General features: G+C 70.0%; 17 protein-coding genes. 8 read left to right on the plus strand and 9 right to left on the minus strand.

Features of this window, described 5'->3' with window-relative positions:
• Together ACIQV3_RS29815 and ACIQV3_RS29820 are read left to right on the plus strand one after the other, a co-directional pair.
• Positions 1-417: biotin/lipoyl-containing protein (locus ACIQV3_RS29815; RefSeq protein WP_403715760.1), on the plus strand; the 417-nt coding region annotated here is incomplete at its 5' end.
• Positions 418-788: 371 nt separating this feature from the next.
• Positions 789-1,697, plus strand: coding sequence for a zinc-binding alcohol dehydrogenase family protein (locus ACIQV3_RS29820; protein ID WP_403717259.1), 909 nt, complete (start codon positions 789-791; stop codon positions 1,695-1,697).
• 63 nt (positions 1,698-1,760) lie between these two features.
• Here ACIQV3_RS29820 and ACIQV3_RS29825 read toward each other — a convergent pair whose 3' ends face one another.
• Both ACIQV3_RS29825 and ACIQV3_RS29830 read right to left on the minus strand, forming a co-directional pair.
• Complete coding sequence (locus tag ACIQV3_RS29825) at positions 1,761-2,945, minus strand: acyl-CoA dehydrogenase family protein (RefSeq protein WP_403717261.1); 1,185 nt, start codon at positions 2,943-2,945, stop codon at positions 1,761-1,763.
• Between the two features lie 251 nt (positions 2,946-3,196).
• Entirely contained in the window at positions 3,197-3,685 is a 489-nt protein-coding gene (locus ACIQV3_RS29830; RefSeq protein WP_403717263.1) for a pyridoxamine 5'-phosphate oxidase family protein, read from the minus strand.
• A gap of 482 nt (positions 3,686-4,167) precedes the next feature.
• On the opposite strand from ACIQV3_RS29830, the gene ACIQV3_RS29835 reads away from it, so the two are divergent.
• The gene (locus ACIQV3_RS29835) at positions 4,168-6,258 is read left to right on the plus strand and encodes a BTAD domain-containing putative transcriptional regulator (RefSeq protein ID WP_403717266.1); all 2,091 of its coding nucleotides are present in this window, start codon (positions 4,168-4,170) and stop codon (positions 6,256-6,258) included.
• Between the two features lie 70 nt (positions 6,259-6,328).
• Here ACIQV3_RS29835 and ACIQV3_RS29840 read toward each other — a convergent pair whose 3' ends face one another.
• From ACIQV3_RS29840 to ACIQV3_RS29850, 3 genes are all read right to left on the minus strand, one after another.
• Positions 6,329-7,171, minus strand: a complete 843-nt coding sequence (locus ACIQV3_RS29840; RefSeq protein ID WP_403717268.1) for an NAD(P)H-binding protein — start codon at positions 7,169-7,171, stop codon at positions 6,329-6,331.
• 99 nt (positions 7,172-7,270) lie between these two features.
• Positions 7,271-8,449 carry an acyl-CoA dehydrogenase family protein gene (locus ACIQV3_RS29845; protein ID WP_403717270.1) on the minus strand — a complete coding sequence of 393 codons (1,179 nt, stop codon included), beginning with the start codon at positions 8,447-8,449 and terminating at the stop codon, positions 7,271-7,273.
• Between the two features lie 241 nt (positions 8,450-8,690).
• On the minus strand, positions 8,691-10,121 hold the full coding sequence (locus tag ACIQV3_RS29850; protein WP_403717540.1) for an MFS transporter: 1,431 nt from the start codon (positions 10,119-10,121) through the stop codon (positions 8,691-8,693).
• Positions 10,122-10,343: 222 nt separating this feature from the next.
• Between ACIQV3_RS29850 and ACIQV3_RS29855 the strand changes: the two genes are divergently transcribed.
• The 3 genes from ACIQV3_RS29855 to ACIQV3_RS29865 all read left to right on the plus strand — a co-directional run bounded on the left by ACIQV3_RS29855 (position 10,344) and on the right by ACIQV3_RS29865 (position 14,185).
• Positions 10,344-10,781, plus strand: coding sequence for a winged helix-turn-helix transcriptional regulator (locus ACIQV3_RS29855; protein ID WP_403717272.1), 438 nt, complete (start codon positions 10,344-10,346; stop codon positions 10,779-10,781).
• Between the two features lie 159 nt (positions 10,782-10,940).
• A complete protein-coding gene (locus ACIQV3_RS29860) occupies positions 10,941-13,136 on the plus strand; it encodes an FG-GAP repeat domain-containing protein (protein ID WP_403717275.1) in 2,196 nt (731 codons plus the stop codon).
• Positions 13,137-13,264: 128 nt separating this feature from the next.
• Positions 13,265-14,185: an FG-GAP repeat domain-containing protein gene (locus ACIQV3_RS29865; protein ID WP_403717277.1), complete on the plus strand. Its 921-nt coding sequence runs from the start codon at positions 13,265-13,267 to the stop codon at positions 14,183-14,185.
• Positions 14,186-14,297: 112 nt separating this feature from the next.
• Here the strand turns inward: ACIQV3_RS29865 and ACIQV3_RS29870 are convergent, their stop codons facing one another.
• Positions 14,298-15,173: a hypothetical protein gene (locus ACIQV3_RS29870; RefSeq protein ID WP_403717279.1), complete on the minus strand. Its 876-nt coding sequence runs from the start codon at positions 15,171-15,173 to the stop codon at positions 14,298-14,300.
• Positions 15,174-15,476: 303 nt separating this feature from the next.
• Between ACIQV3_RS29870 and ACIQV3_RS29875 the strand changes: the two genes are divergently transcribed.
• Complete coding sequence (locus ACIQV3_RS29875) at positions 15,477-15,785, plus strand: FG-GAP repeat protein (RefSeq protein ID WP_403717281.1); 309 nt, start codon at positions 15,477-15,479, stop codon at positions 15,783-15,785.
• A 300-nt stretch (positions 15,786-16,085) separates the two neighbouring features.
• Here the strand turns inward: ACIQV3_RS29875 and ACIQV3_RS29880 are convergent, their stop codons facing one another.
• Together ACIQV3_RS29880 and ACIQV3_RS29885 are read right to left on the minus strand one after the other, a co-directional pair.
• Positions 16,086-16,634, minus strand: coding sequence for a hypothetical protein (locus tag ACIQV3_RS29880; RefSeq protein WP_403717282.1), 549 nt, complete (start codon positions 16,632-16,634; stop codon positions 16,086-16,088).
• 249 nt (positions 16,635-16,883) lie between these two features.
• On the minus strand, positions 16,884-18,137 hold the full coding sequence (locus ACIQV3_RS29885; RefSeq protein ID WP_403717285.1) for an NAD(P)/FAD-dependent oxidoreductase: 1,254 nt from the start codon (positions 18,135-18,137) through the stop codon (positions 16,884-16,886).
• Between the two features lie 443 nt (positions 18,138-18,580).
• Between ACIQV3_RS29885 and ACIQV3_RS29890 the strand changes: the two genes are divergently transcribed.
• Positions 18,581-19,039 (plus strand): DUF2871 domain-containing protein, encoded by a 459-nt coding sequence (locus ACIQV3_RS29890; protein WP_403717287.1) that lies wholly within the window; start codon positions 18,581-18,583, stop codon positions 19,037-19,039.
• 6 nt (positions 19,040-19,045) lie between these two features.
• Here the strand turns inward: ACIQV3_RS29890 and ACIQV3_RS29895 are convergent, their stop codons facing one another.
• Positions 19,046-19,627, minus strand: coding sequence for a TetR/AcrR family transcriptional regulator (locus ACIQV3_RS29895; RefSeq protein WP_403717289.1), 582 nt, complete (start codon positions 19,625-19,627; stop codon positions 19,046-19,048).
• Positions 19,628-19,697 lie beyond the last annotated feature (70 nt).

Below are 19,697 nucleotides of genomic sequence, written 5' to 3' on the forward strand. Positions count from 1 at the left end.
AACATCCCCGCGTTCGTCGTCCCGGTCGTCGAGGACTCCGAGGACGAGCCGGGTCGCGAGACGGTGGTCGTCGAGGTCGGCGGCAAGCGCCTGGAGGTCTCCCTCCCGTCTGCGCTGGGTATGACCCTGGCCCGTACGGCGGCCGCGGGCGGCGCGAGGCCCAAGCGCCGCGCCGCCAAGAAGTCCGGCCCGGCCGCCTCCGGCGACACCCTCGCCTCGCCCATGCAAGGCACGATCGTCAAGGTCGCCGTCGAAGAAGGCCAGCAGGTCAACGAGGGTGATCTCATCGTCGTCCTCGAAGCCATGAAGATGGAACAGCCCCTGAACGCGCACCGCTCGGGCACGATCCTGGGCCTCGCGGCGGAGGTCGGCGCGTCCCTCACTTCGGGCGCGCCCATCTGCGAGATCAAGGACTGACGTCCTGGACCAGGGGTCCGGGGCTTCGGCCCCGGACCCCGACCCGGGCTGCGCCCGGCGCATCCCGCTACGCGGGGAGAAGTCCCCTACCCGCCCTTCCACCGTTCCCCGGGCACTGCCCGGACCCGGTCCTCAAACGCCGGACCGGCTGAAGGGGGAGAGGGTACCGGGCTGCGCCCGGACCCCCTGGGGCTCCGCCCCAGACCCCGGTCCTCAAACGCCGGACGGCTGAAAAACCCAAGCGCCGGACGGGGTGGGAGGCCTCGTGCGCCGGACGGCTGAAAAGCCTCGAACGCCGGACGGGCTGGAAAGTCTCAACCACCGGACGGCTGAAGGGCCTTGGGGCTGCGGGCCGGGTAACGTGCCTGATCATGCTCGCCATACGGTTCGACCGGTTCGGCGGTCCCGAAGTGCTCATGCCCGTCGATGTGCCCGTCCCGGTTCCCGGGCCCGGGGAGACCCTGATCACCGTGGAGGCGGCCGGCGTCAACTTCGCCGACACGTTTCAGATGGACGGGTCCTACCTCTCCCCCGACCTGCTGCCCCACATCCCCGGCAGCGAGGTCGTCGGCCGGACCGAGGACGGCCGCCGGGTCCTCGCCAAGGTCACCCACGGGTACGCGGAAATGGTGGTCGCCCGGGAGTCGGGCCTGGTCGAGATCCCCGAGGAGCTGGACGCCCCCCGGGCCCTCGCCCTGCTGATGCAGGGGGTCACCGCCTGGCACCTGCTGCGCTCCGCGGCGCGGCTCCGACCCGGTGAGAGCGTCGTCGTGCATTCCGCCGCGGGCGGTGTGGGCAGCCTCGCGGTGCAGCTGGCCCGGGAGTTCGGGGCGGGCCGGGTCCTGGCACAGGCGTCCACAGCCGAGAAGGAGCGGATCGCCTTGGGGCTGGGCGCCGACGAGGTCGCCCGGTATCCGCTGGCGCTGCGGGCCGACGTGATCCTGGACGCGGCCGGCGGCAGTCTCTTCGACCACGCGCTCGGCTCCCTCGCCGACTTCGGCCGGCTCGTCACCTACGGCAACGCCTCCCGTACCGCGTTCGCCGCGCTCGACCCGGCGCGGCTCAGCCGGCTCAACGCCGCCGTCGTCGGTTTCTGGCTGCGGCCCACCCTGGCCCGGCCGGGGGCCCTGGCCGAGGCGTTGGAGGAGCTCTTCGCGCTCACGCTCCGGGGGCGGCTGCGTCCGGTGACCGGCGCCGAATACCCGCTGGCCGAGGCCCGTACGGCCCACACCGACCTGCGGGAGCGCCGTACGACGGGCAAGGTCGTGCTGCGGCCCTGAAAGCTGCCGGAAGGCCGCGTGCGAGGCGATCCGCACGCGGCCTTCGTGGGAGGGGTCGGTGGTTTAGTAGAACTCGGTGTCCGGGTCGAGTCCGACGAGAACCCGGCCGTACGCCTCGAAACCGCCGAGCGGTGCCATCAGGCCGTGCAGCGCGAGCCCCTGGATGTCGCGGTGCACCCGCTGGAACGGCTGGGAGCGCTGGATGACCGAAGCACCGCTGACCGAGTGCAGGATGTCGACGGACTCCTTGGCCAGCAGGACCGCGTAAGTGATCTGGCTGCGGATCTCCACCCGGTCGTTCAAGGACAACCGCTCGTCCGCGTCCGCGGCGGCCTGCATGCGCAGGGTCCAGCTGTCGGCCAGTGCCTGGGCCGCGGAGATCTTGTTGGCGGCGGCGGCGACCTGGTACTGGATGTGGGGGTGCGCGCTCTGCTCTTCCCAGTGCGTGTAGGCGATGCCCTTGCCGGGCAGCCGGTCGAGGAAGAGTTCGAGGCCGGCCCGGGCCATTCCGACGTAGGCCGCCGCGGACAGTGCCATCACGTACGCGGTGAGTCCGTACTCCCGGCCGCTCCCCGCGGTGTGGGCCCGACCGGAGACCTGGCCCTCCAGTACCTCCATCCCGTCCACGACCCGGTGAGCCGGGACGAAGAGGTCGGTGACGGAGGAGGTGCAACTGCCGGTGCCCGCGGCCGAGGTGACGTCCCAGTCGTCGGCGATGCTCATCTCGTCGGCGCGCACCACCGCGTAGACCTCCTCGTGCACGCCGTCGGAGCGGTCGACGAGGGCGGCGAGGATGTTCCAGTCGGCACCGCGGATGCCGGTGTTGAAGCGCCAGCTTCCGTTGAGGACGAAGCCGCCGTCGGTGCGGGTCGCCCGGCCGGTGGGGGTGAAGCCTCCGGAGACCTTCAGCGAGCCCCCACTGGTGGCGTAGATCTCCTCCTGCGCGAGGTCGGGGTACTGGGAGATGATCCAGGCGCTGGAGATCCAGGCGTTGGCCACCCATCCCGTGGAGCCGCAGCCGCGGGCGATCTCGGCGATTATCGCGAACTGGTCGGCGAGCGGCAGGTCCAGCCCGCCGAACCTGCGCGGAACCGCGGACCGGAAGACGCCGGCCTGATCCAGCAGATCGATGTTTTCCTGCGTGAGCCAGCCACGCTCCTCGGTCAGGCGCCCGTTCTCACGGAGTACGGGGGCTATGTCCCGAACCGCTTTCAGTACCGTGCCGGTGTCGATGTCGACCGTGGCCATCCTGCCTCCTCTGCCGCGATATTCATTCGATTCGGCCCCGACTGTACCGCCGTTTCATTGCACCGCTTCCGGAATTCCCTCACACCTCGATCATTGCCGGGACTATGAATTGATGAGTGTCCGGTTACCGCTCTATGGGAATCTTGAAGGTTTTCACCGGCGGCCGAATGCTGATCACCAGGTTTCCGGAACGGGCCCGGCGCGGACAAGGGGCCGATTCACCTGTCCGCGCCGGGAGTCGGAGCCGGCGGTCAGCGCCCGCTCTCGTCGGTCCAGATGCGGCTGCTGAGGTCCGAGCCCCGGAGCACCTGCACCCGCCAGGGGTCGATGCGCAGGACGTGGTACTTGGGGTCCTCGGGGCCGCCGCGCCAGAAGTTGAGCGGGTTGTAGCCGACGCCCGCGGGGCTTCCCTTGCGGTAGAGGTCCCAGGCGTACTGCCTGGTCTCCTGGTCCTCGGCCCAGGTGGAGACGCTGTCGACGAACACCGCGTTCTGGCGGGGAGACCAGTACGAGTAGGTGGTGGCCGGGTTGTTGGCCAGATGGGCGACCTTGACGGGTGTCTTGTAGGCGGCCAGCCAGCCGACCGGCTTTCCGTCGACCACTTCCCAGATGGGCAGGAGCACCCGGGCCCGGGGGCGCGATTTCTTGTCCACTGTGATCATGGTGCAGTAGACGATGTCCTGGATGTAGGAGAAGAATTTGTCTTCGATTTCCGAGAAGGATTTCACGCTGGTAGCCATATCAAATTCCTCTCGGCATCCGACTCTTTGCGGCAAGGGCCACTGGAAAGCCCCTTCCGGTACAAGCATGCGACACGGCCGCCCGTCACGGAAGAAGGCACTTTGAAGTCACCGACTTATCTCGCGGATACCGTCAGGGACGTGGGCGGACCCGATCGATGACGGAGGCCCGGCTCCCGGCGTGACATCGGCGCCGGTCGTCCCGCTCTCCGCACCAGGTGGTCCATCGCGGCCGCACCGGATCCCGGGACTTGCCCGGCGCCCCGGCCGGGTCCCGCTTCCCGGGCCCATAATTTCCACGTCCGCTTCGGATTCGCCATCGGTCACGAGTTTCCGTATTTCCCGGCCCACGGGACGGGAATCATTCCCTTCACGCACTGCTCAAGATTCTTTCAAGGCTCCGGTGAGAGAGTGGTACAAGAATCCGAATATAGATTCAAACCTTGGAGCGGGGGGCAATGAGGTTCAGATTGCTAGGGCCGTTGGACGCGATATCGGCGGACGGACCCGTTGCCCTGGGCGGCACGAAGCAGCGCGCGACGCTCGGCTATCTGCTGCTGCACGCCAACCGCGTGGTGGCGACGAGCAAGCTCGTGGACGTCCTGTGGGAAACCGAGGACGCACCGGCCACGGCCCGGAAGATCCTGCACAACGCGATATGGGGGCTGCGGACGATCCTGGCCGAAGGCGCCGGTCCGGCCTCCCCCGATGCGCCGGAGCTCGTGACCAAGGCGCCGGGATACGTCCTGCGGGTCGATCCGGACGATGTGGATCTGCTGGTCTTCCGCCGGTGGGTGACCGCGGGCAGGGCCGAACTCGCCGCGGGTTCACCGGACGCGGCCTCGCGGCTGCTGAAAAAGGGGCTCGACCTCTGGGCAGGCCCGCTCCTCGCCGATCTGGCCGAGTCGGGCATCGCCTGGCCGGAGCTCGACGCCGCTCGCCGGGACCGGCTCGACGTCCTGGAAGACTTCTTCGAGGCCGAACTGGAGTGCGGTCGCCATCACTCCGTACTCGGCGAGCTGACGATGATGGCCGAGGCCGAGCCGTGGCGCGAGCGGGCCCGCGGGCAGCTGATGCTCGCGCTGTACCGCTGCGGACGGCAGGCCGACGCCCTGAACGTCTACGAGCGGGGGCGGTCCTCCCTGGTGGAGAACCTCGGTCTGGAACCGGGCCACGGCCTGCGTACGCTCCAGCACGCGATCCTGACCCACGACCCCGTGCTGGCCGCGCAGGTCCCGGCTCCGCGACGCGAGGCCGTCACCGCGGGCCTTGCGTCCCGGGCCCCGGCCGAACAGCCCGTCGCCGCCCCGCTCGTGGTTCCGCGCCCGGGCCGCACGGCCGCGGCGGACCGGATCCCGGTGAGCGCCCTGCTCGTGGGGCTCCGGCTGGGCAGCCTCGACGAGGCGTCCCCCGGGGAGATCGACGCGGCCCTCCACACCGTCGAAGACGTCATCACCCGGTTCGGCGGCACCGTGGTCGCCGCGATCGGATCGGTCACGCTGGCCCTCTTCGGCGTCCACGGACCCGGGGAGGACGATCCCGAACGGGCCGTACGGGCCGCCCTGACCCTGCGGGAGCGGTTCTCGATCGACGTGCGGACCTCCCTCAGGGCGGCGGTGACCACCGGCAGGGCCCTGGTCCGGCTCAGTGCGGACGCCGAAGTCGCTCGCCCCTCGCCCATGGGAGCCGTGCTGGACGACGGCCGGGCCATGCTGGCGCGGGTGCCGGACGGCGAGGTGTGGATGAGCGGTGCGGCGCGCCTGGCGACCACGGCGTCCGTCGCGGCGAAGCCGGCCGCCGGCTCGCCGGACGGGTGGCAGGTCCTGGGGCTGGTCGGGGACGAAGCCGGTTTCCGTACCGACCGCGAGCACGAACTGGGGGTGCTGAACGGTTTGCTCGACTGGGCCCGGCACAGCTCCGTTCCCCATCTGGTGACCGTCCTCGGCGCGCCGGGCGTCGGCAAGTCCCATCTGCTGGCGGAGTTCGAGCGCAGCATCGCCGTGCAGTCGCCGGCCACCGCGCGGGTACTGAGCGCCCGGGCCACCGGACGGGGCGAGCCGCTGTCCGTGGCCGGGCTGATCCTCTCCGGCTACTGCGGTGTGCTGGCCGAAGACGCGGCCGAGGTCTCCCGGGCCAAACTCGCCACGGCCGTCTGGCGGCTGCCCCTGCCCAAGGCCCGCCGCGTCCACGTGTACCAGCGCCTCCTGCCGCTCCTGCCCTCGGGCGGCTCGCCGGTGCACCCGGCCGACCGGGGCGAGGTCCTGGACGTGTGGGCGGAGCTCCTCGCGGCGGCTGCCGCGCTCGAACCGGTCGTGGTCTTCGTCGACGACGCCCACAGGGCGGCGGACGTCTTGCTGGACCGGCTCGAGTCGCTGTCCGACGGCGCCGGCACGGCCCCGTTGCTCACCGTCACCACGGCTCGGCCGGAGCTGCTCGACCGCCGCCCCGGCTGGGGCGGCGGAAAGCACCGCGCGTCGACGCTGACCCTGCTGCCGCCGCGGACGGACCGCTCCGCGGAGCCTTCGGCGGCCGATCCGTACGCGCCCTCGCGCGAGCGGAAGGTCGCCGTATGAGGCCGCGGGACCGGGAAGGGGCCCCGCCGGTGATCCGGCGGGGCCCCGGCACGTCGGGTCCGCGGCGAACTCAGACGTTCCAGACGCCCCGTGCGGCGGCGTCCTTCACGAAGTCGGAGAAGTCCCGGGGCTCACGGCCCAGCACGCGACGGACCGTGTCCGTGGGGGTGGCGTTCTTGTTGTCGCGGATCTGGGCGACGAGATCGGCGACGAAGAGCGCGTAGTCGGCGGGTACGTCGTAGCCCACGAGCTCGTCCACGTAGGCCTGGTGCTCGACGGGGACGTAGCGGATGTCCCGGCCGGTGGCCCGGGCGATCTCCCCGACGGCTTCCTCCAGGGTCAGGGCCCGGGCGCCGCTCAGCTCGTAGGTCTGTCCGGCGTGGCCGTCTTCCAGCAGGGCCTCGACCGCGACGGCGGCGACGTCCTCGGTGTCGACGAACGGCTCGCGGCCCGATCCCGCGGGCAGGGACAGCTCGCCGGCGCGGACACCGTCCAGCAGGACCCCCTCGTCGAAGTTCTGGAAGAACCAGTTGGGCCGCAGCACGGTCCACTCGGCACCGGACTCCTGGACGGCGCGCTCGCCGGCTATCAGGGACTTGCCGCCGACCGGCTCGCTCACCCGGGCCTGGAGCAGCACCAGCCGGCGGACCCCGTTGTCGACGGCGAGGCCTGACAGCTTGCGCAGGGCCGCCTCGGCGTCCCAGACGCCGGGCTTGTCCTGCGCGTCCACCAGGTAGGCGACGTCGACGCCGGCGAGCGCGGGCTCCCAGGTGCTGAAGTCGTCCCAGTCGAAGCGGACGTCTCCGGAGCGGCTGGCGGCGCGGACGGTGGCCCCGCGCTCCTTCAGCCGGTTCGCGACGCGGCGGCCGGTCTTTCCCGTGCCGCCGAGGACGAGGACGGTGGTGTCGGTCATGGCAATGGGCCTTCCTGCAAAGGGGATGTACGAGACCGGGCCGCCCGCGCGTGCGGGCGGCCCGGTGGCCGGAGCGTTCCGGTCATCCGGAACGGTGGATCACAGGAACGGGGTGTCGGGAGCGAGCCCGAGGATGGCCCGTCCGTGCACTTCCTGGTTGGTGTTGAAGGCGAACAGGGCGTGCAGGGCCAGGCCCTGGATGTCCCGGTGGAATCGCTGGAGCGGCACGTCCCGCATGATCACCGAGGCACCGCTGGCCTCGAACAGCCCGTCGACGGCTTCCTTCGCGAGCTGGATGGCGTAGGCGGCCTTGCCCCGGGCGGCGGCACGCTCGTCCACGGACGGACTCGTACCGGCGTCGGCGTGCTTCTGGAGCTGACGCAGCCAGGTCTCCTGGAGCGCCTCGGCGGCCGCGATCTTGTTGGCGGCGACGGCGACCTGGATCTGGGTGACCGGCGACTGGCTCTGGTCGGTCCAGGAGGTGTAGGTGATCCCGCGGCCCGGCAGGCGGTCCAGGAACAGCTCGTAGGCGCCCTTCGCGAACCCGATGTACGCCGAAGCGCCCTGGGCCATGAAGAAGGGGACGAAGGCGTAGTTGCTGCCGGTGGCGCCGGTGTTGGAACGGTCGCCGGTGGTGCCGCCGAGCACCTCGATCAGGCTGACCACGCGGTGGGCCGGGACCGTCACGTTCTCGGCACTGACCGTGGAGCTGCCGGTGCCCGCCGCGGACGAGGCGTGCCAGTCGTCGGCGATGCTGAGCTCGCTGAACGGGACGAGGGCCGCGTACGGGGCCGGGGTTCCGTCCGGTCCGGCGAGCAGAGCGGACAGCAGCGCCCAGTTCGCACCCCGGGAGCCGGAGATCCACTTCCAGGAGCCGCTGAGGGTGTAGGAGCCGTCGCCCGCCGTCAGCGTGCCGGAAGGGGTGAAACCGGTGGAGACGCGCACCGCGCCGCCGGCGTAGACCTCCTCCTGGGCCTTGTCGGGGAAGAGGCTGGGAACCCAGGAACTGGACACCCAGATCATCGAGACCCAGCCGGTGGCCGTGTCGGCACGGGCTATCTCGCTCAGGATCCTGACCTGGTCGGCGACCGGCGCTTCGAGGCCACCGAAGCGGCGCGGGACCGCCAGGCGGTACACGCCGGCCTTGTCGAGCAGTTCGATGTTCTCGTCGGGAATCCAGCGACGGTCCTCGGACTCGGGCCCGCTCTTGCGAAGCGTGGCGACGAGGGCTGTCACCTCGTCCAGCACCGCGGTGACGGCGCTGTCGGTCGTGGTCATCCTGTCTCCTAAGAATTTGCCACAGCAACTTTACGGCGCATGTTTTCTTTACGCCGACGGGCATTCGTATTCTCTCTGGGGACAGGTCATGTACAGGTAATCCAACACTCTCGGCAAACTGCTGAGCAGGCGATTACCGAGGAATGGGGCCACACAGGAAATGGCATTGCCCTGACCTCCCGGGGGATGGAGGCCAGGGCAATGCTGTCTGTGCGCGCCGGCTGGTTCGCAGGCGCGAGAACTACCTCGACGCCTCCACGGGCTCCACCGGAGCGAGCGTCTCGACGGGTGCGGAGGCGGCGTCGTCCGCCCCGTCCCGGCTGCGCAGACCGAAGGCGCTGATGAAGGCGGCGACGAGGGCGGCGACCAGCGGCACGACCAGGGCGGCCTGGTAGCCGTCGAGGAGGGCTGCCGGGGAGGTGCCGTCCGTGGCGGCGATGTTGACGGCGGCGACCGAGGACAGGCCGAGCGCGGCGCCGAACTGGAAGGACGTGTACAGCAGACCGCCGGCGACGCCCTGCTCCTCCTCGGCGATGCCGTCGGTGGCCACGATGGTGAGCGGTCCGTAGGCGAGGGAGAAGGCCAGGCCCAGGATGATCAGGCTCGGGAACATCGCCAGGTACGTCCAGTCCGCGCCGATCGGCAGGAACAGGGCGTAGGACAGGGCCGCGAGGAGCAGACCGCCGAAGATCACCCGGGCGTTGCCGAACTTGGCCACGAGCTTGGGGGTGAGGGTGGGAGAGAGGATCGCGTCCACACCGATGACGATGAGGGCGAAACTGGTCTGCAGGGTCGACCAGCCGCGCAGCTCCTGCAGGTAGAGCACCGCGATGAACTGGAAGCCGAAGAAGCCCGCGGCGAAGAGCAGGCCGGCCAGGTTCGCGCGGACCAGCGAGCCGTTGCGGAAGATGCCCAGGCGCACCAGGGGCGAGGACGACTTGCGTTCGATGGCGACGAAGGCGATGAAGAGGATCAGGCTGGCCCCGATCGTGGCGGTCGTCACGGCCGCGGAGGCGTGCGTGGCGCGCTCGACGCCGAAGACGAGGAGCAGGATGCCGCCGGTGACGGTGATCGCGCCCCCGAGGTCGACGCCCTGGCCCGTACGGTCCGGGCGCGCCGACTTGGGGATGAGCGCGATCGCGGCGATGAGGATGAGGAGCGAGAGGATGACCGGCGCGAAGAAGACCCAGCGCCAGTTGACGGCGGCCAGCAGACCGCCGACGACCAGGCCGATGGAGAAGCCGCCGGCAGCGGTGCCGGAGTAGACGAGCAGGGCCTTGTTGCGCTGCGGGCCCTCGTCGAAGCTGGTGGTGATGATGGACAGGCCCGCCGGGGTCATGAAGGCGGCGGCGACACCGGTGACGAAGCGGGCGACGATCAGCATCCAGCCTTCGGTGGCGAAACCGCCCAGGCCGGAGAAGAGCAGGAAGATCACGAGCCAGAAGACGAACATCTGGCGGCGTCCGAACAGGTCCGCGGCCCGGCCGCCCAGCAGCATGAAGCCGCCGTAGCCGAGTACGTAGGCGCTCATCACCCACTGGAGCATGCCCGTGGACATGTCCAGGTCCTCGCGGATCGAAGGCAGGGCCACGTTGAGCATGGCCACGTCGATGCCTTCGAGGAAGATCGCGCCACACAGCACGAACAGCACGCCCCACGCGCGCCCGCTCATGCGGTCGGTGCCGCTGCCTGACGGCGATTGCAGTGTGGACACAGAATTTTCTCCTTGAACGCGAAGGAATAGCGAGAGGGAACCATCCGCATTGTCGCGACGGGCGCGTGGCGTTCCCTTGAAGTTCGCGTGAGAACCCGGCCGGCTCGGACGAGTCGCAAAGAAGCAATTCTGCTGGTTCCCACTTGTAACCACTGGCAGCATGCGGCACCGTTGGGAGCTATGGAAGAACGCACTTTAAAGTCACCGAGTCACTGCACGGGTACCGACCAGGACTACGACATCCACCAGTGGGACACCCGCGAGGGGTGCGAGGTGAGGCAGATCCTCGACCGCGTCGCCGACAAGTGGTCGCTGCTCGCCATAGCGCACCTGGAGCGCCAGACCCTGCGCTTCTCCGAGCTGCGCCGACGCATCGAGGGCATCAGCCAGCGCATGCTGACGGTGACGCTGCGCCAGCTCGAACGGGACGGCCTGGTGAAGCGGACGGTGCACCCGGTCGTTCCGCCGCGCGTGGACTATGAACTCACCCCGCTCGGCGCGACCCTGCACACCACGATCCGGGCCCTGGTCGACTGGACCGAGGACCACCAGGACGAGATCGCCAAGGCCCGGTCCGAGTACGACAGCCGGCTGGACGCCTTGGAAACGGTCTCCTGAACCCGGCGATCCGAGGTGACGACCCGGCCCGTCCCGTGACTCGGGGCGGGCCTGCCGTTTTCTTTCGGGTCCCGTACAACCGTTGTGCGGTCTCGTGGGTCCTCCTTCTGCAGCGCCCGGTGCGCTGGCTTCGTTCGCATCTCTGAGGGAGAACCGTCCGTGCTTCAAGCCCGTTCGACCCTGCGTCCGGTTCTGTTGGCCGCCACCACCACCGTTCTCGCCGTCACGCTCGGCGTGGTCGGGCCCGTCGCCGTCGCCCCGTCCGCCGCTGCCGCGCACGCGGCCGGTGGGACGGCGGCCGGGGTGGCCGCCCCGATAGCGTTTCCCAAGGATTCGGAGGTGACCGAGGCCGGGCTGACCGGGTTCCTGTCGCGGCCGAAGGGCGGTTTGGAGAAGCGCTGGACCCGGTATTCCGACGGGGCCTCGACGGGGCAGAACTTCGCGACCGTGGTGCGGTCCTCGCGGACCGCGGACTATCTGGTCACGTCCGGGGGGTTGTCCGTGACGTCGGAGAACCTGTCGACGAAGTCCTGGCTGAGCGTCACGGTGGACACCAACGGTGCGACGTACCTCGGGTCGGCGGGGAACGCCGTGTTCACCAGGGCCGGCGACGGAAGCACGGTGCGGATGCACCGGCACGAAGCGGAGGGCGGCACGGTGAGCGTGGCCGGGCTGCCGGCCGGCGCGAGCGCCGTCCGCTTCTCCCCCGGTACCCCGGAGGACGCCCTGGTGACCTTCAACGACGGCGCGGTCGCGAAGTGGGGGCTGGTCGACCTCGCCGCCGGCACCGTCAGCGGGATCCGCACGCGGACCGCGGCTTCCGTGGGCGCTGCCATGGCCGTTTCGCAGACGCACGTCGCCTGGGCGGAGACGGAGTTGGGCGGGACGTACAGTCCCGCGCTGTTCCTGCTGGAGCGGTCGTCCGGCACGGTCCAGCAGGTCCCGCTCCCGAAGGAATGGTCGAGCGACCTGCGGATCGGCCTCGTCGGCGGCTGGGTGGTGTACGGCGAGGCGGGCGGCATCGCCAACGGTGACAGCAGTCCGCTGTACGCCCTGACCGGCTACGACCCGGCGACGAAGAAGACGGTGAAGCTGCTCGACCACCTCACCTCGCTCGCGGCGGCCCCCGACGCCCTGTACGTGCGGGGCGGAACCATTGCCCTGGGCGAGGGTCTGTACAAGCTCGCGCCCGGCGCGGGCGGCGCGGCCCCGGTCGTCGGCATGGTGGCGAGCACCGGCGAGCCGACCCATGTCGTCATCGAGGGCAACAGCGTCCCCGCCGTCGTCGACCTGGACCAGAACGGCGGGAAGGCGGACCTCACCTGGCAGCTCTCCCGGCACAGCGTGGACGTGAAGGTCACCCTGCGGCACGTCCGGACCGGGAAGACCCGGGAGTTCAGCGTCACCCACCCGCGGAGCCGTACGGTGACGTTCGCCTGGGACGGCACGATCGGGACGGACTCCACCAGCGCGTACAACGGCGCGTACACGTGGGAGATGACCGCGGCGCCGACCAACGGCATCGGTCCGTCCACCTCCGCGTCGGGCACCTTCCAGGTCTCCCGCAAGACCGTGCCGCACGACTTCGACGACAACGGCAGCGCGGACGTGATCGACCGGGACGCCGCCGGCCGGCTGTGGCTGAGCGACACCGCGTACTACAAGGAGTACGGCCAGCTGACGGCCCAGTCGCGCCGGCTGATCGGCTCGGGCTGGAACATCTACGACCGGATCGAGGCGACGGGGAACGTCGGCGGGACGGCGGTCGGCGACCTCGTGGCCCGCGACAAGGCCGGTGTGCTGTGGCTCTACCAGGGCAACGGCCGGGGCGGGTTCGCGGCGCGCACGAAGGTCGGCGCCGGCTGGAACACCTACGACCGGATCGCCGCGGGCAGCGACCTGAACGGGGACGGGCGTCCCGACCTGCTCGCCACCGACAAGGCCGGCGTGCTCTGGTACTACAAGGGCACCGGCTCGGCCGCCGCCCCCTTCGCCGCCCGTACGAAGATCGGCGGCGGCTGGCAGATCTTCAACGAGCTGACGGCCGTCGGGAACATCGCGGGCGGCCCTGCGGGCGACCTGCTGGCCCGGGACAAGGCCGGGGTCCTGTGGCTGTACCTGGGCAAGGGCGACGGCACGTTCACGGCGCCGACGCGGATCGGCGCCGGCTGGGGGCAGTACCAGCACCTCGTCGCCATCGGCGACGGAGACCGCGACGGCCGCCCCGACCTGGTCGCGCTCGGACCGACCGGCGGATACCTCTACGGGGGCACCGGCGCGTGGCGGGCTCCGCTGCGGGCGAGGCAGTCGGCCTCGCTGCCGTACGTCGGCGACGCGGGACATCACGTCGCCTGACGCTTGAACTTCTCTGCCGCCCCCGCCCGGTCCGTTCGACCGGCGCGGAGGGCTGTCAGAGGGCAATGAGAATGTGGATCTTGGGCGGCGGGCCATCCCACCGCCCTGTACTGAGCAGGGGGAATCCCATGAATTCAATTGCACGTCGCGGGCTGGTCGCGGCAACCGCCCTCGCGGTCGCCATGGGCGTGATGGCCGGTTCGGCGTTCGCCGCCGGGGACCCGGCCTCGGCCGAGGCCCTGCGCGAGGCCAAGAAGCAGCAGGCGCAGGGAGCGCCGGCGAAGCGTGCCGCCGTGACGGTGGAGACGCCCACCTTCCCGCTGTTCGGGGTGAACAAGAAGAACTTCCAGCTGGACCTGTTCTTCCCGAACGGCAAGGGCGGCTTCGCTCCCAAGCACAACCTGCCCCTCGACTATTCGGGGTTGTCCGACTTCATCGACGTGGACAACGACAAGGACGGTTTCAGCGACGGGACCTGGATCGCCGAGAAGAGCGGCCGGCTGTCCTACTCCTGGATCGACGACGCGGACGAGTACCAGGAGAAGCAGGTCGGGACCGGCTACCACATCTACGCCGGGAAGCTCCTGTCGCCGGGTCAGCTCGGCGGGGGCGCGTCGGCCGACCTGCTCGCCGTCGACAAGGCCGGCGTGCTGTGGGAGTACCTGGCCTACCCGAGCGGGTCGCTCACGGCCCGGATCAAGATCGGCGCCGGCTGGGGCCAGTACTCCCAGATCGCCGGACAGGGCGACCTGACCGGTGACGGCAAGGCCGACATCGTCGCCCGGGACACCTCCGGCGTGCTGTGGCTGTACAAGGGCACCGGCAACTACTCCGCGCCCTTCGCGCCGCGCACGAAGGTCGGTGCGGGCTGGAACATCTACGACCGGCTGGTGTCGGTCGGTGACCTGAACGCGGACGGCAAGAGCGATCTCGTGGCGCGCAAGCCCAACGGGGAGCTCTTCCGGTACTCGGGCACGGGCAGCGCCTCGGCGCCGTTCCAGAAGCCGGTGAAGATCGGCAGCGGGTTCCAGGTCTACAACATCCTCTAGGGGGTGGGACGGTACCCGCGGTGGGCAAGCCCTGAAGGGGGCCGCCCCGGCAGCATGCCTGCCGGGGCGGCCCCCTTCGGGGTGGTGCGGGTCGGTTCGGTGGGGCGGAGGATCAGGCGTTGATCCAGACCGGTGCGGTCTGACGGGAGATGCCGTAGACGAAGTTGGAGAGGGTGCCGTTCGCGTTCAGCACGATGATGGTGTTGTCGGACTGGAGGATCACGGACTTGCCCTTGGCGACGTAGGTCCAGTTGCTCCAGGTGCCGCGCGAGGTCATCTGGACGCCGTACAGACCGTCCTTCTTCACCAGGCGGACCTTCGTGCCGCCCGCGACCTTGTAGACGCCGAGCTTCGGGGAGACGGTGGTGGCACCGGTCCAGCTGTGGATCTCGCCGTCGCTGGTGAGGCGGACGTAACGGTCGCCGAGCTTACGGACGTCCTGGTAGGCGGTGGGCGCCGGGTTCAGGAAGCCCACGCGCTTGCCGTTCTCGATGATGTACGCGCTGAAGTCCTGCGCACCGGCCTTGTAGGTCTTGACGGTCAGGCCGCCGTACTTCGTCGTGGAGTAGAGGCTGCCGGCGGTGTGGCAGTCCTTGGGCAGCTTCGGGAACGCGGTGGCGGTCCACGGGGTGTCACCGCCCTGGGTGCGCTGCTTGAAGACCGGGGCGGTGGACAGTACGCCGTCGATCCGCAGGCCGCTGGACAGGTCCAGCGGCTTGGACTGGTCGACCGTGCCCAGCACCTTGCCGCTCTCGTCGCGCAACTGGGCCTTGGCGCCGGTGTGGGCGCTGTTGGTCAGCTTGACCGTCAGGCCCGCGAACACGGACGGGATGACCTTGGTCTTGACGCAGTTCTCGGCGACTACCTCGGTGCGCGCGGGGGAACCCTGCGGGGCCGGGGAAGAGGCCGCGAACGCCGTGGCGGGGACGGCGATCACCGCACCGAAGAGGGCGAGGGTGGCGGTGGTGGCGCGGAGGGCGGTGCGCATGACGACTCCTTGGAACTGTGCTGTGGGTGTAAGGAGAGCCGTATGCCGTGGTCTCTTCCGGTGGAGGCCGTCGAGTTCGGGCTGTTGGCTGCAGACAGAAAATTAGTGATCTTGTGGGGTGGAACGGTCCGGTCCGCGTCACAGGCGTGTGACGGAACATCCCGAGGCGTCCGCCGTACAACCATGCCGCGGGGAGGTGAGTCTTGCTGCTGCGGGCGGGAGCGCCCTTGACGGAGGAACTTCATGCGTATGCGTATGCGTATGCGTATGCGTTGTGCAGTGGCGGCGGCTCTGTGTGCCGCCGTGTCCAGTGGACCGGCCTTCGCGCAGCCCGTGGCGGCTCCCGGGGCCGTGCTGCCGGGCGACGTCAACGGTGACGGCTATCCCGACGCGGTGATCGGCGCCGCGCAGGCGAACGTGAACGGCGTCGGGTGGGCGGGGTACATGACCGCGCTGAACGGGTCGGCCCGTGGTCTGACCACGACGGGGGGCAAGCTGATCAGCCGGGCCAACGTCGCCGGGGATCCGTTGAGGACGGCATCCTGCCGGGGCACGTCACCATGGGGGACGTCAACCACGACGGCAAGGCCGACGTGGTGGTCCGGGGCATGACGGTGGGCGCGGACGGGAGGGCCTCGAAGGACACGGCCGATCTGGTCGTCGGCGCGTACCGCGACAACAACTACGCTCGGGCGGGCCTGGGTTCCGAAGGGGGCCGGCCACCGGCGGCATCACCGGCGCCGGCTCCATCGGCTTCACCGGCACCGCCTTCGGCGCCCCCGAGGGCCAGGACTGGTACGGCGCCGCGATCTCCGACTGACGGCGCGCGGTGCGGGCGGCGGGTACGCGTGAGGGGGTGGTGGCGCTGTGGCGCCACCACCCCCTCGTCGTGTCAGTTCACGGCGTGTCGGGTCAGCGGAGGCCGGACTGGTCGCGGATGGTGAGCTTGCCGTTCTCGAAGAGGAAGGTCGCGATGCCGAAGGTGGTGGCCTGCTCGCAGTTGTAGATCGACATGCTGTCCGTACGGGACAGGGTCTGGGCGACGCGCACGCAGGTGCCCTTGCCGGCGGTCTCGTGCATCTGGGTGATCGTGCTGCCGACCTTGATCTTGCCGTACTTGGTCCTGGTCATCTTGCCGTTGGACTCCACGCCGTCCAGGTAGAACTGACCCTTGATCTCCAGCTTGCCGTTCACGAAGTCGAACGAAGCGCTGCTGTAGGGCTTGTTGCCCTTGCACTCGTAGTGGCGGTAGGAAACGCCGCCGGAGGCTTCGCTGCTCTTGAGCTTGCAGGCGCCGCTGTCGGCGATGCTGTGCATCTTGGACGTGGTGGTGCCGAGCTTGATCAGGTCGTACTCGGCCTTGCTGATGGTGGCGGTGGCGGCGGCGCTTGCGCTCGGCGCGGCGACGAATGCGAGGCCGGCGGCCAGAACGGGCGCGGCGAAAAGGTGCATGCGGGACATCGGGATTCCCCCCAGAATCAGCGTCCTGCCGATGCAGGACTTGATCATGGTGCCAAACCCGGACGCATGCACGAAAGTCTCAGATTGTTGCAATTTCAACACGAGCATCGACCTGCCCCACCGTCACCACCCGTCACGGTGTATGGAGCCGGCCGGGCTCTTCATTTCCGCCCTACGCCTCGAGGGGCTCCAGGACGACGCCCCGTCGGCGCCGTCCCCGAAGAAGCCCTCCGCCCATCGGGTGCGGCATCAGGCCGCCTGGTCGGCGGTGGCCGGCGCCCCCTGGCGCCCGGCCTCCAGCTGGCGCAGGCGCGCCGCGCCTCCCGACTTCAGGTGCAAGCTGTACGAACCGGGCTTGCCCGCCTCGTCGGCCAGGTGCTTGGGGATGACCTTGCAGACGAGTTCCTTGAGCTTCGCGCCCGGACGGCCGTCGATGGTGAACCAGACGGCGACGTCGGCCCGGTTGGCGAACTGGAAGATGCCCGCGTTCCGGCCCAGGCTGATGCACTGGGCGGCGAACGGCCGGTTGAGGGTCGCCGGCGTCTCGTCCGCGATCCGGCTCAGGACCGTGTCCGCCGCCCGTGCGCCCAACGGCATCGCGGCCTGGCAGCTCATCCGCAGCGGCAGGCCCGACGGAGCCGCCGAGTCGCCGGCCGCGACGATCCGTACGTCGTCCACGCTGGTCAGCGTCTCGTCCGTGAGGAGGCGGCCCAGCGGGTCCGTGGTCAGACCGCTGCGCACGGCCAGGTCCGGCACGCTGAAACCGGCGGTCCAGATCGTCACCGCGCTCGCCACCTCGCGCCCGTCCTCGAGGCCCACGGCTTCGCGGGTCACCACCGTCACCTTGCTGCCGGGGCCGTCGACGACGCTCACCCCGAGGCGGGCCAGCCGCGCGGCGACCGAACGGCGGCCCCGGGCGTGCAGGTACGGGCCGAGCACCCCTCCGCAGACCAGGGTCACGGCCCGGCCCTGCTCGGCCAGTTCGGCCGCCGTCTCGATGCCCGTCGGCCCGGCCCCCACCACCGTCACCGCGGCCGCCGGGGACGCGGCGTCCAGGGCCGGGCGCAGTCGCTGCGCGTCCTCCAGCGTCGCGATCGGGTACGCGAACTCGGCCGCTCCCGGTACGCCCGGGTCGGCGCTGCCGCTGCCCACCGCGTAGACCAGGTAGTCATAGCCGAGCGTGGCGCCCGAGGTCAGCGCCAGGCCGCGGTCGCCGGCGTCGATCCGCGCCACCGTGTCGACGACCAGGCGGACGCCCTCGGCCAGGACGTCCCGGTAGGCGATGACCGCGGCGTCCGACCCGCCCACCAGCTGGTGCAGACGGACCCGGTGGACGAAGTCCGCACGCGGGTTGACCAGCGTCACCGTCACATCACCGCGCCGCGTCAGACGGTTCGCGGCCATCACGCCCGCGTATCCACCGCCGATGACGACCACTGCGGTGTTCGTGTTCGTGTTCGTGTTCGTGTTCGTGTGCGCGTTGGTGTTCGTGTTCTGGTTCATCGTGTCTCTCCGTCGCTCCGTCGCTTCGAGGCTTCCGGGCACAAGACACCGGTGCCCCGGCCCGTGTGACAGATCCGGTGATGTGACCTGGGCCACAGCGCTCGGCCGGGTGCGGGGCGGCGGTCACGGAGTCGGCCGGGCGGATCGGGACGGCACGGCGGGGGCCCAGGGAGGCGGCCGTCTGACGTGAACGAGCGGGCCGGGCGCCGGAGGTCGCCGCGGCGACCGGGACGGCCCTGAAGGCGCCGGACGCCTTGCCGTGATGAGTGGCCGGAAAGGGGTGGACCACTACGCCACGTCGGAGTGGTGGCGCTACAGGGTTCGTGGAATGTCACTCGAATCGGGCTCGAGTGATCCGCCGGATTCCGCCGAACAGGCTACGCGAGATGCTTCAATGGCCACCGTCAGGGGCGCTATTGGATCAGCAGGGAGCGGGCACGGGGATGCGTAAGTCGTACGTCGCGGCGCATGTTTACATGATCGTCGGAGTGCTCTCCGGGTTGTACTACCGCGAGCTCACCAAGATCAACGATTTCGAGGGCGAGACCCAGCTCGGCGTCCTCCACACCCACTTGCTCGCGCTGGGCATGCTGGTCTTCCTGATCGTCCTCGGCCTCGACAAGGTGTTCGGACTCTCGGGGGCGAAGCAGTTCACGTACTTCTTCTGGTTCTACAACACCGGACTCACGATCACCTGCCTGAGCATGTTCTACCGGGGCACCCAGACCGTGCTCGGCAATGAGGTTCCCGAACTCTTCTCCCTGGTGGGAGGCTTGGGCCACATCATCCTGACGGTGGGACTCGTCCTGCTCTTCATCCTGCTCGGCAAGCGGGTCAAGGAGCACGAGGGCGCGCGGCCCGGGCAGCCCGAGCAGTCCGAGCAGGTGAACAGCTCGGTCTGACCCCTCCTAGGCCGCCGGGCCGGCCAGGAGGCCGGTCAGGGCGGCCAGGCGCTCGCGCGTGAGGTCCGGGCGAAGGCGGCGGCCCCAGGTGAGGGTGGCCAGGCCGTGCCAGGCGCTCCACAGGACCTCGGCGACGAGGTCGGGGTCGCGGTCGGCCGCAACCGGCTCGACGGCCTGCCTGATCTCGGCGAAGGCCGCCAGGAGCGGCTGCGGCGTACCGGCCTCGGAGTGCTCCAGGCCGACGTCGAGGGTGAGCATGGCCTCGTAGAGGACCGGGCCGCGGGCCGCGAAGTCGGCGTAGGCGCGGGCGACCGCGTCGAGGGCCGCGTGCGGGTCCTTCGAGGAGAGCCGGGCCGCGTGCAGCGCCGCGGTCAGTTCGGTGAACCCCTCGAGCGCCACCGCGTTGACGATGGCGTCCTTGTTCTTGAAGTGCTGGTAGAGCACGGGCTGGCTGTACTCGATGCGCTCCGCCAGCCGTCGCGTGGTGACGAAGTCCCAGCCCTCCGCCTCGGCCATCTCGCGGGCCGTGGTGAGGATCAACTGGCGGCGCTGGGCCTGCTCACGGACTCGGCGCTCTTTCAGGGTCATGCGAACTACGGTAGCACTGTCGGTGAAATTCTAGTTGTCAGTGATAGGGTTTCTGTCTTTGGGTGGGGCC

This window comes from Streptomyces sp. NPDC099050 (assembly GCF_044759865.1).
Lineage (GTDB): Bacteria > Actinomycetota > Actinomycetes > Streptomycetales > Streptomycetaceae > Streptomyces.

Coding starts and splice junctions, on each gene's coding strand:
- ACIQV3_RS29820 (WP_403717259.1), top strand. CDS start 789: ATGCTCGCCATACGGTTCGACCGGTTCGGCGGTCCCGAAGTGCTCATG.
- ACIQV3_RS29825 (WP_403717261.1), bottom strand. CDS start 2,945: ATGGCCACGGTCGACATCGACACCGGCACGGTACTGAAAGCGGTTCGG.
- ACIQV3_RS29830 (WP_403717263.1), bottom strand. CDS start 3,685: ATGGCTACCAGCGTGAAATCCTTCTCGGAAATCGAAGACAAATTCTTC.
- ACIQV3_RS29840 (WP_403717268.1), bottom strand. CDS start 7,171: ATGACCGACACCACCGTCCTCGTCCTCGGCGGCACGGGAAAGACCGGC.
- ACIQV3_RS29845 (WP_403717270.1), bottom strand. CDS start 8,449: ATGACCACGACCGACAGCGCCGTCACCGCGGTGCTGGACGAGGTGACA.
- ACIQV3_RS29850 (WP_403717540.1), bottom strand. CDS start 10,121: ATGAGCGGGCGCGCGTGGGGCGTGCTGTTCGTGCTGTGTGGCGCGATC.
- ACIQV3_RS29855 (WP_403717272.1), top strand. CDS start 10,344: ATGGAAGAACGCACTTTAAAGTCACCGAGTCACTGCACGGGTACCGAC.
- ACIQV3_RS29865 (WP_403717277.1), top strand. CDS start 13,265: ATGAATTCAATTGCACGTCGCGGGCTGGTCGCGGCAACCGCCCTCGCG.
- ACIQV3_RS29870 (WP_403717279.1), bottom strand. CDS start 15,173: ATGCGCACCGCCCTCCGCGCCACCACCGCCACCCTCGCCCTCTTCGGT.
- ACIQV3_RS29880 (WP_403717282.1), bottom strand. CDS start 16,634: ATGTCCCGCATGCACCTTTTCGCCGCGCCCGTTCTGGCCGCCGGCCTC.
- ACIQV3_RS29885 (WP_403717285.1), bottom strand. CDS start 18,137: ATGAACCAGAACACGAACACCAACGCGCACACGAACACGAACACGAAC.
- ACIQV3_RS29890 (WP_403717287.1), top strand. CDS start 18,581: ATGCGTAAGTCGTACGTCGCGGCGCATGTTTACATGATCGTCGGAGTG.
- ACIQV3_RS29895 (WP_403717289.1), bottom strand. CDS start 19,627: ATGACCCTGAAAGAGCGCCGAGTCCGTGAGCAGGCCCAGCGCCGCCAG.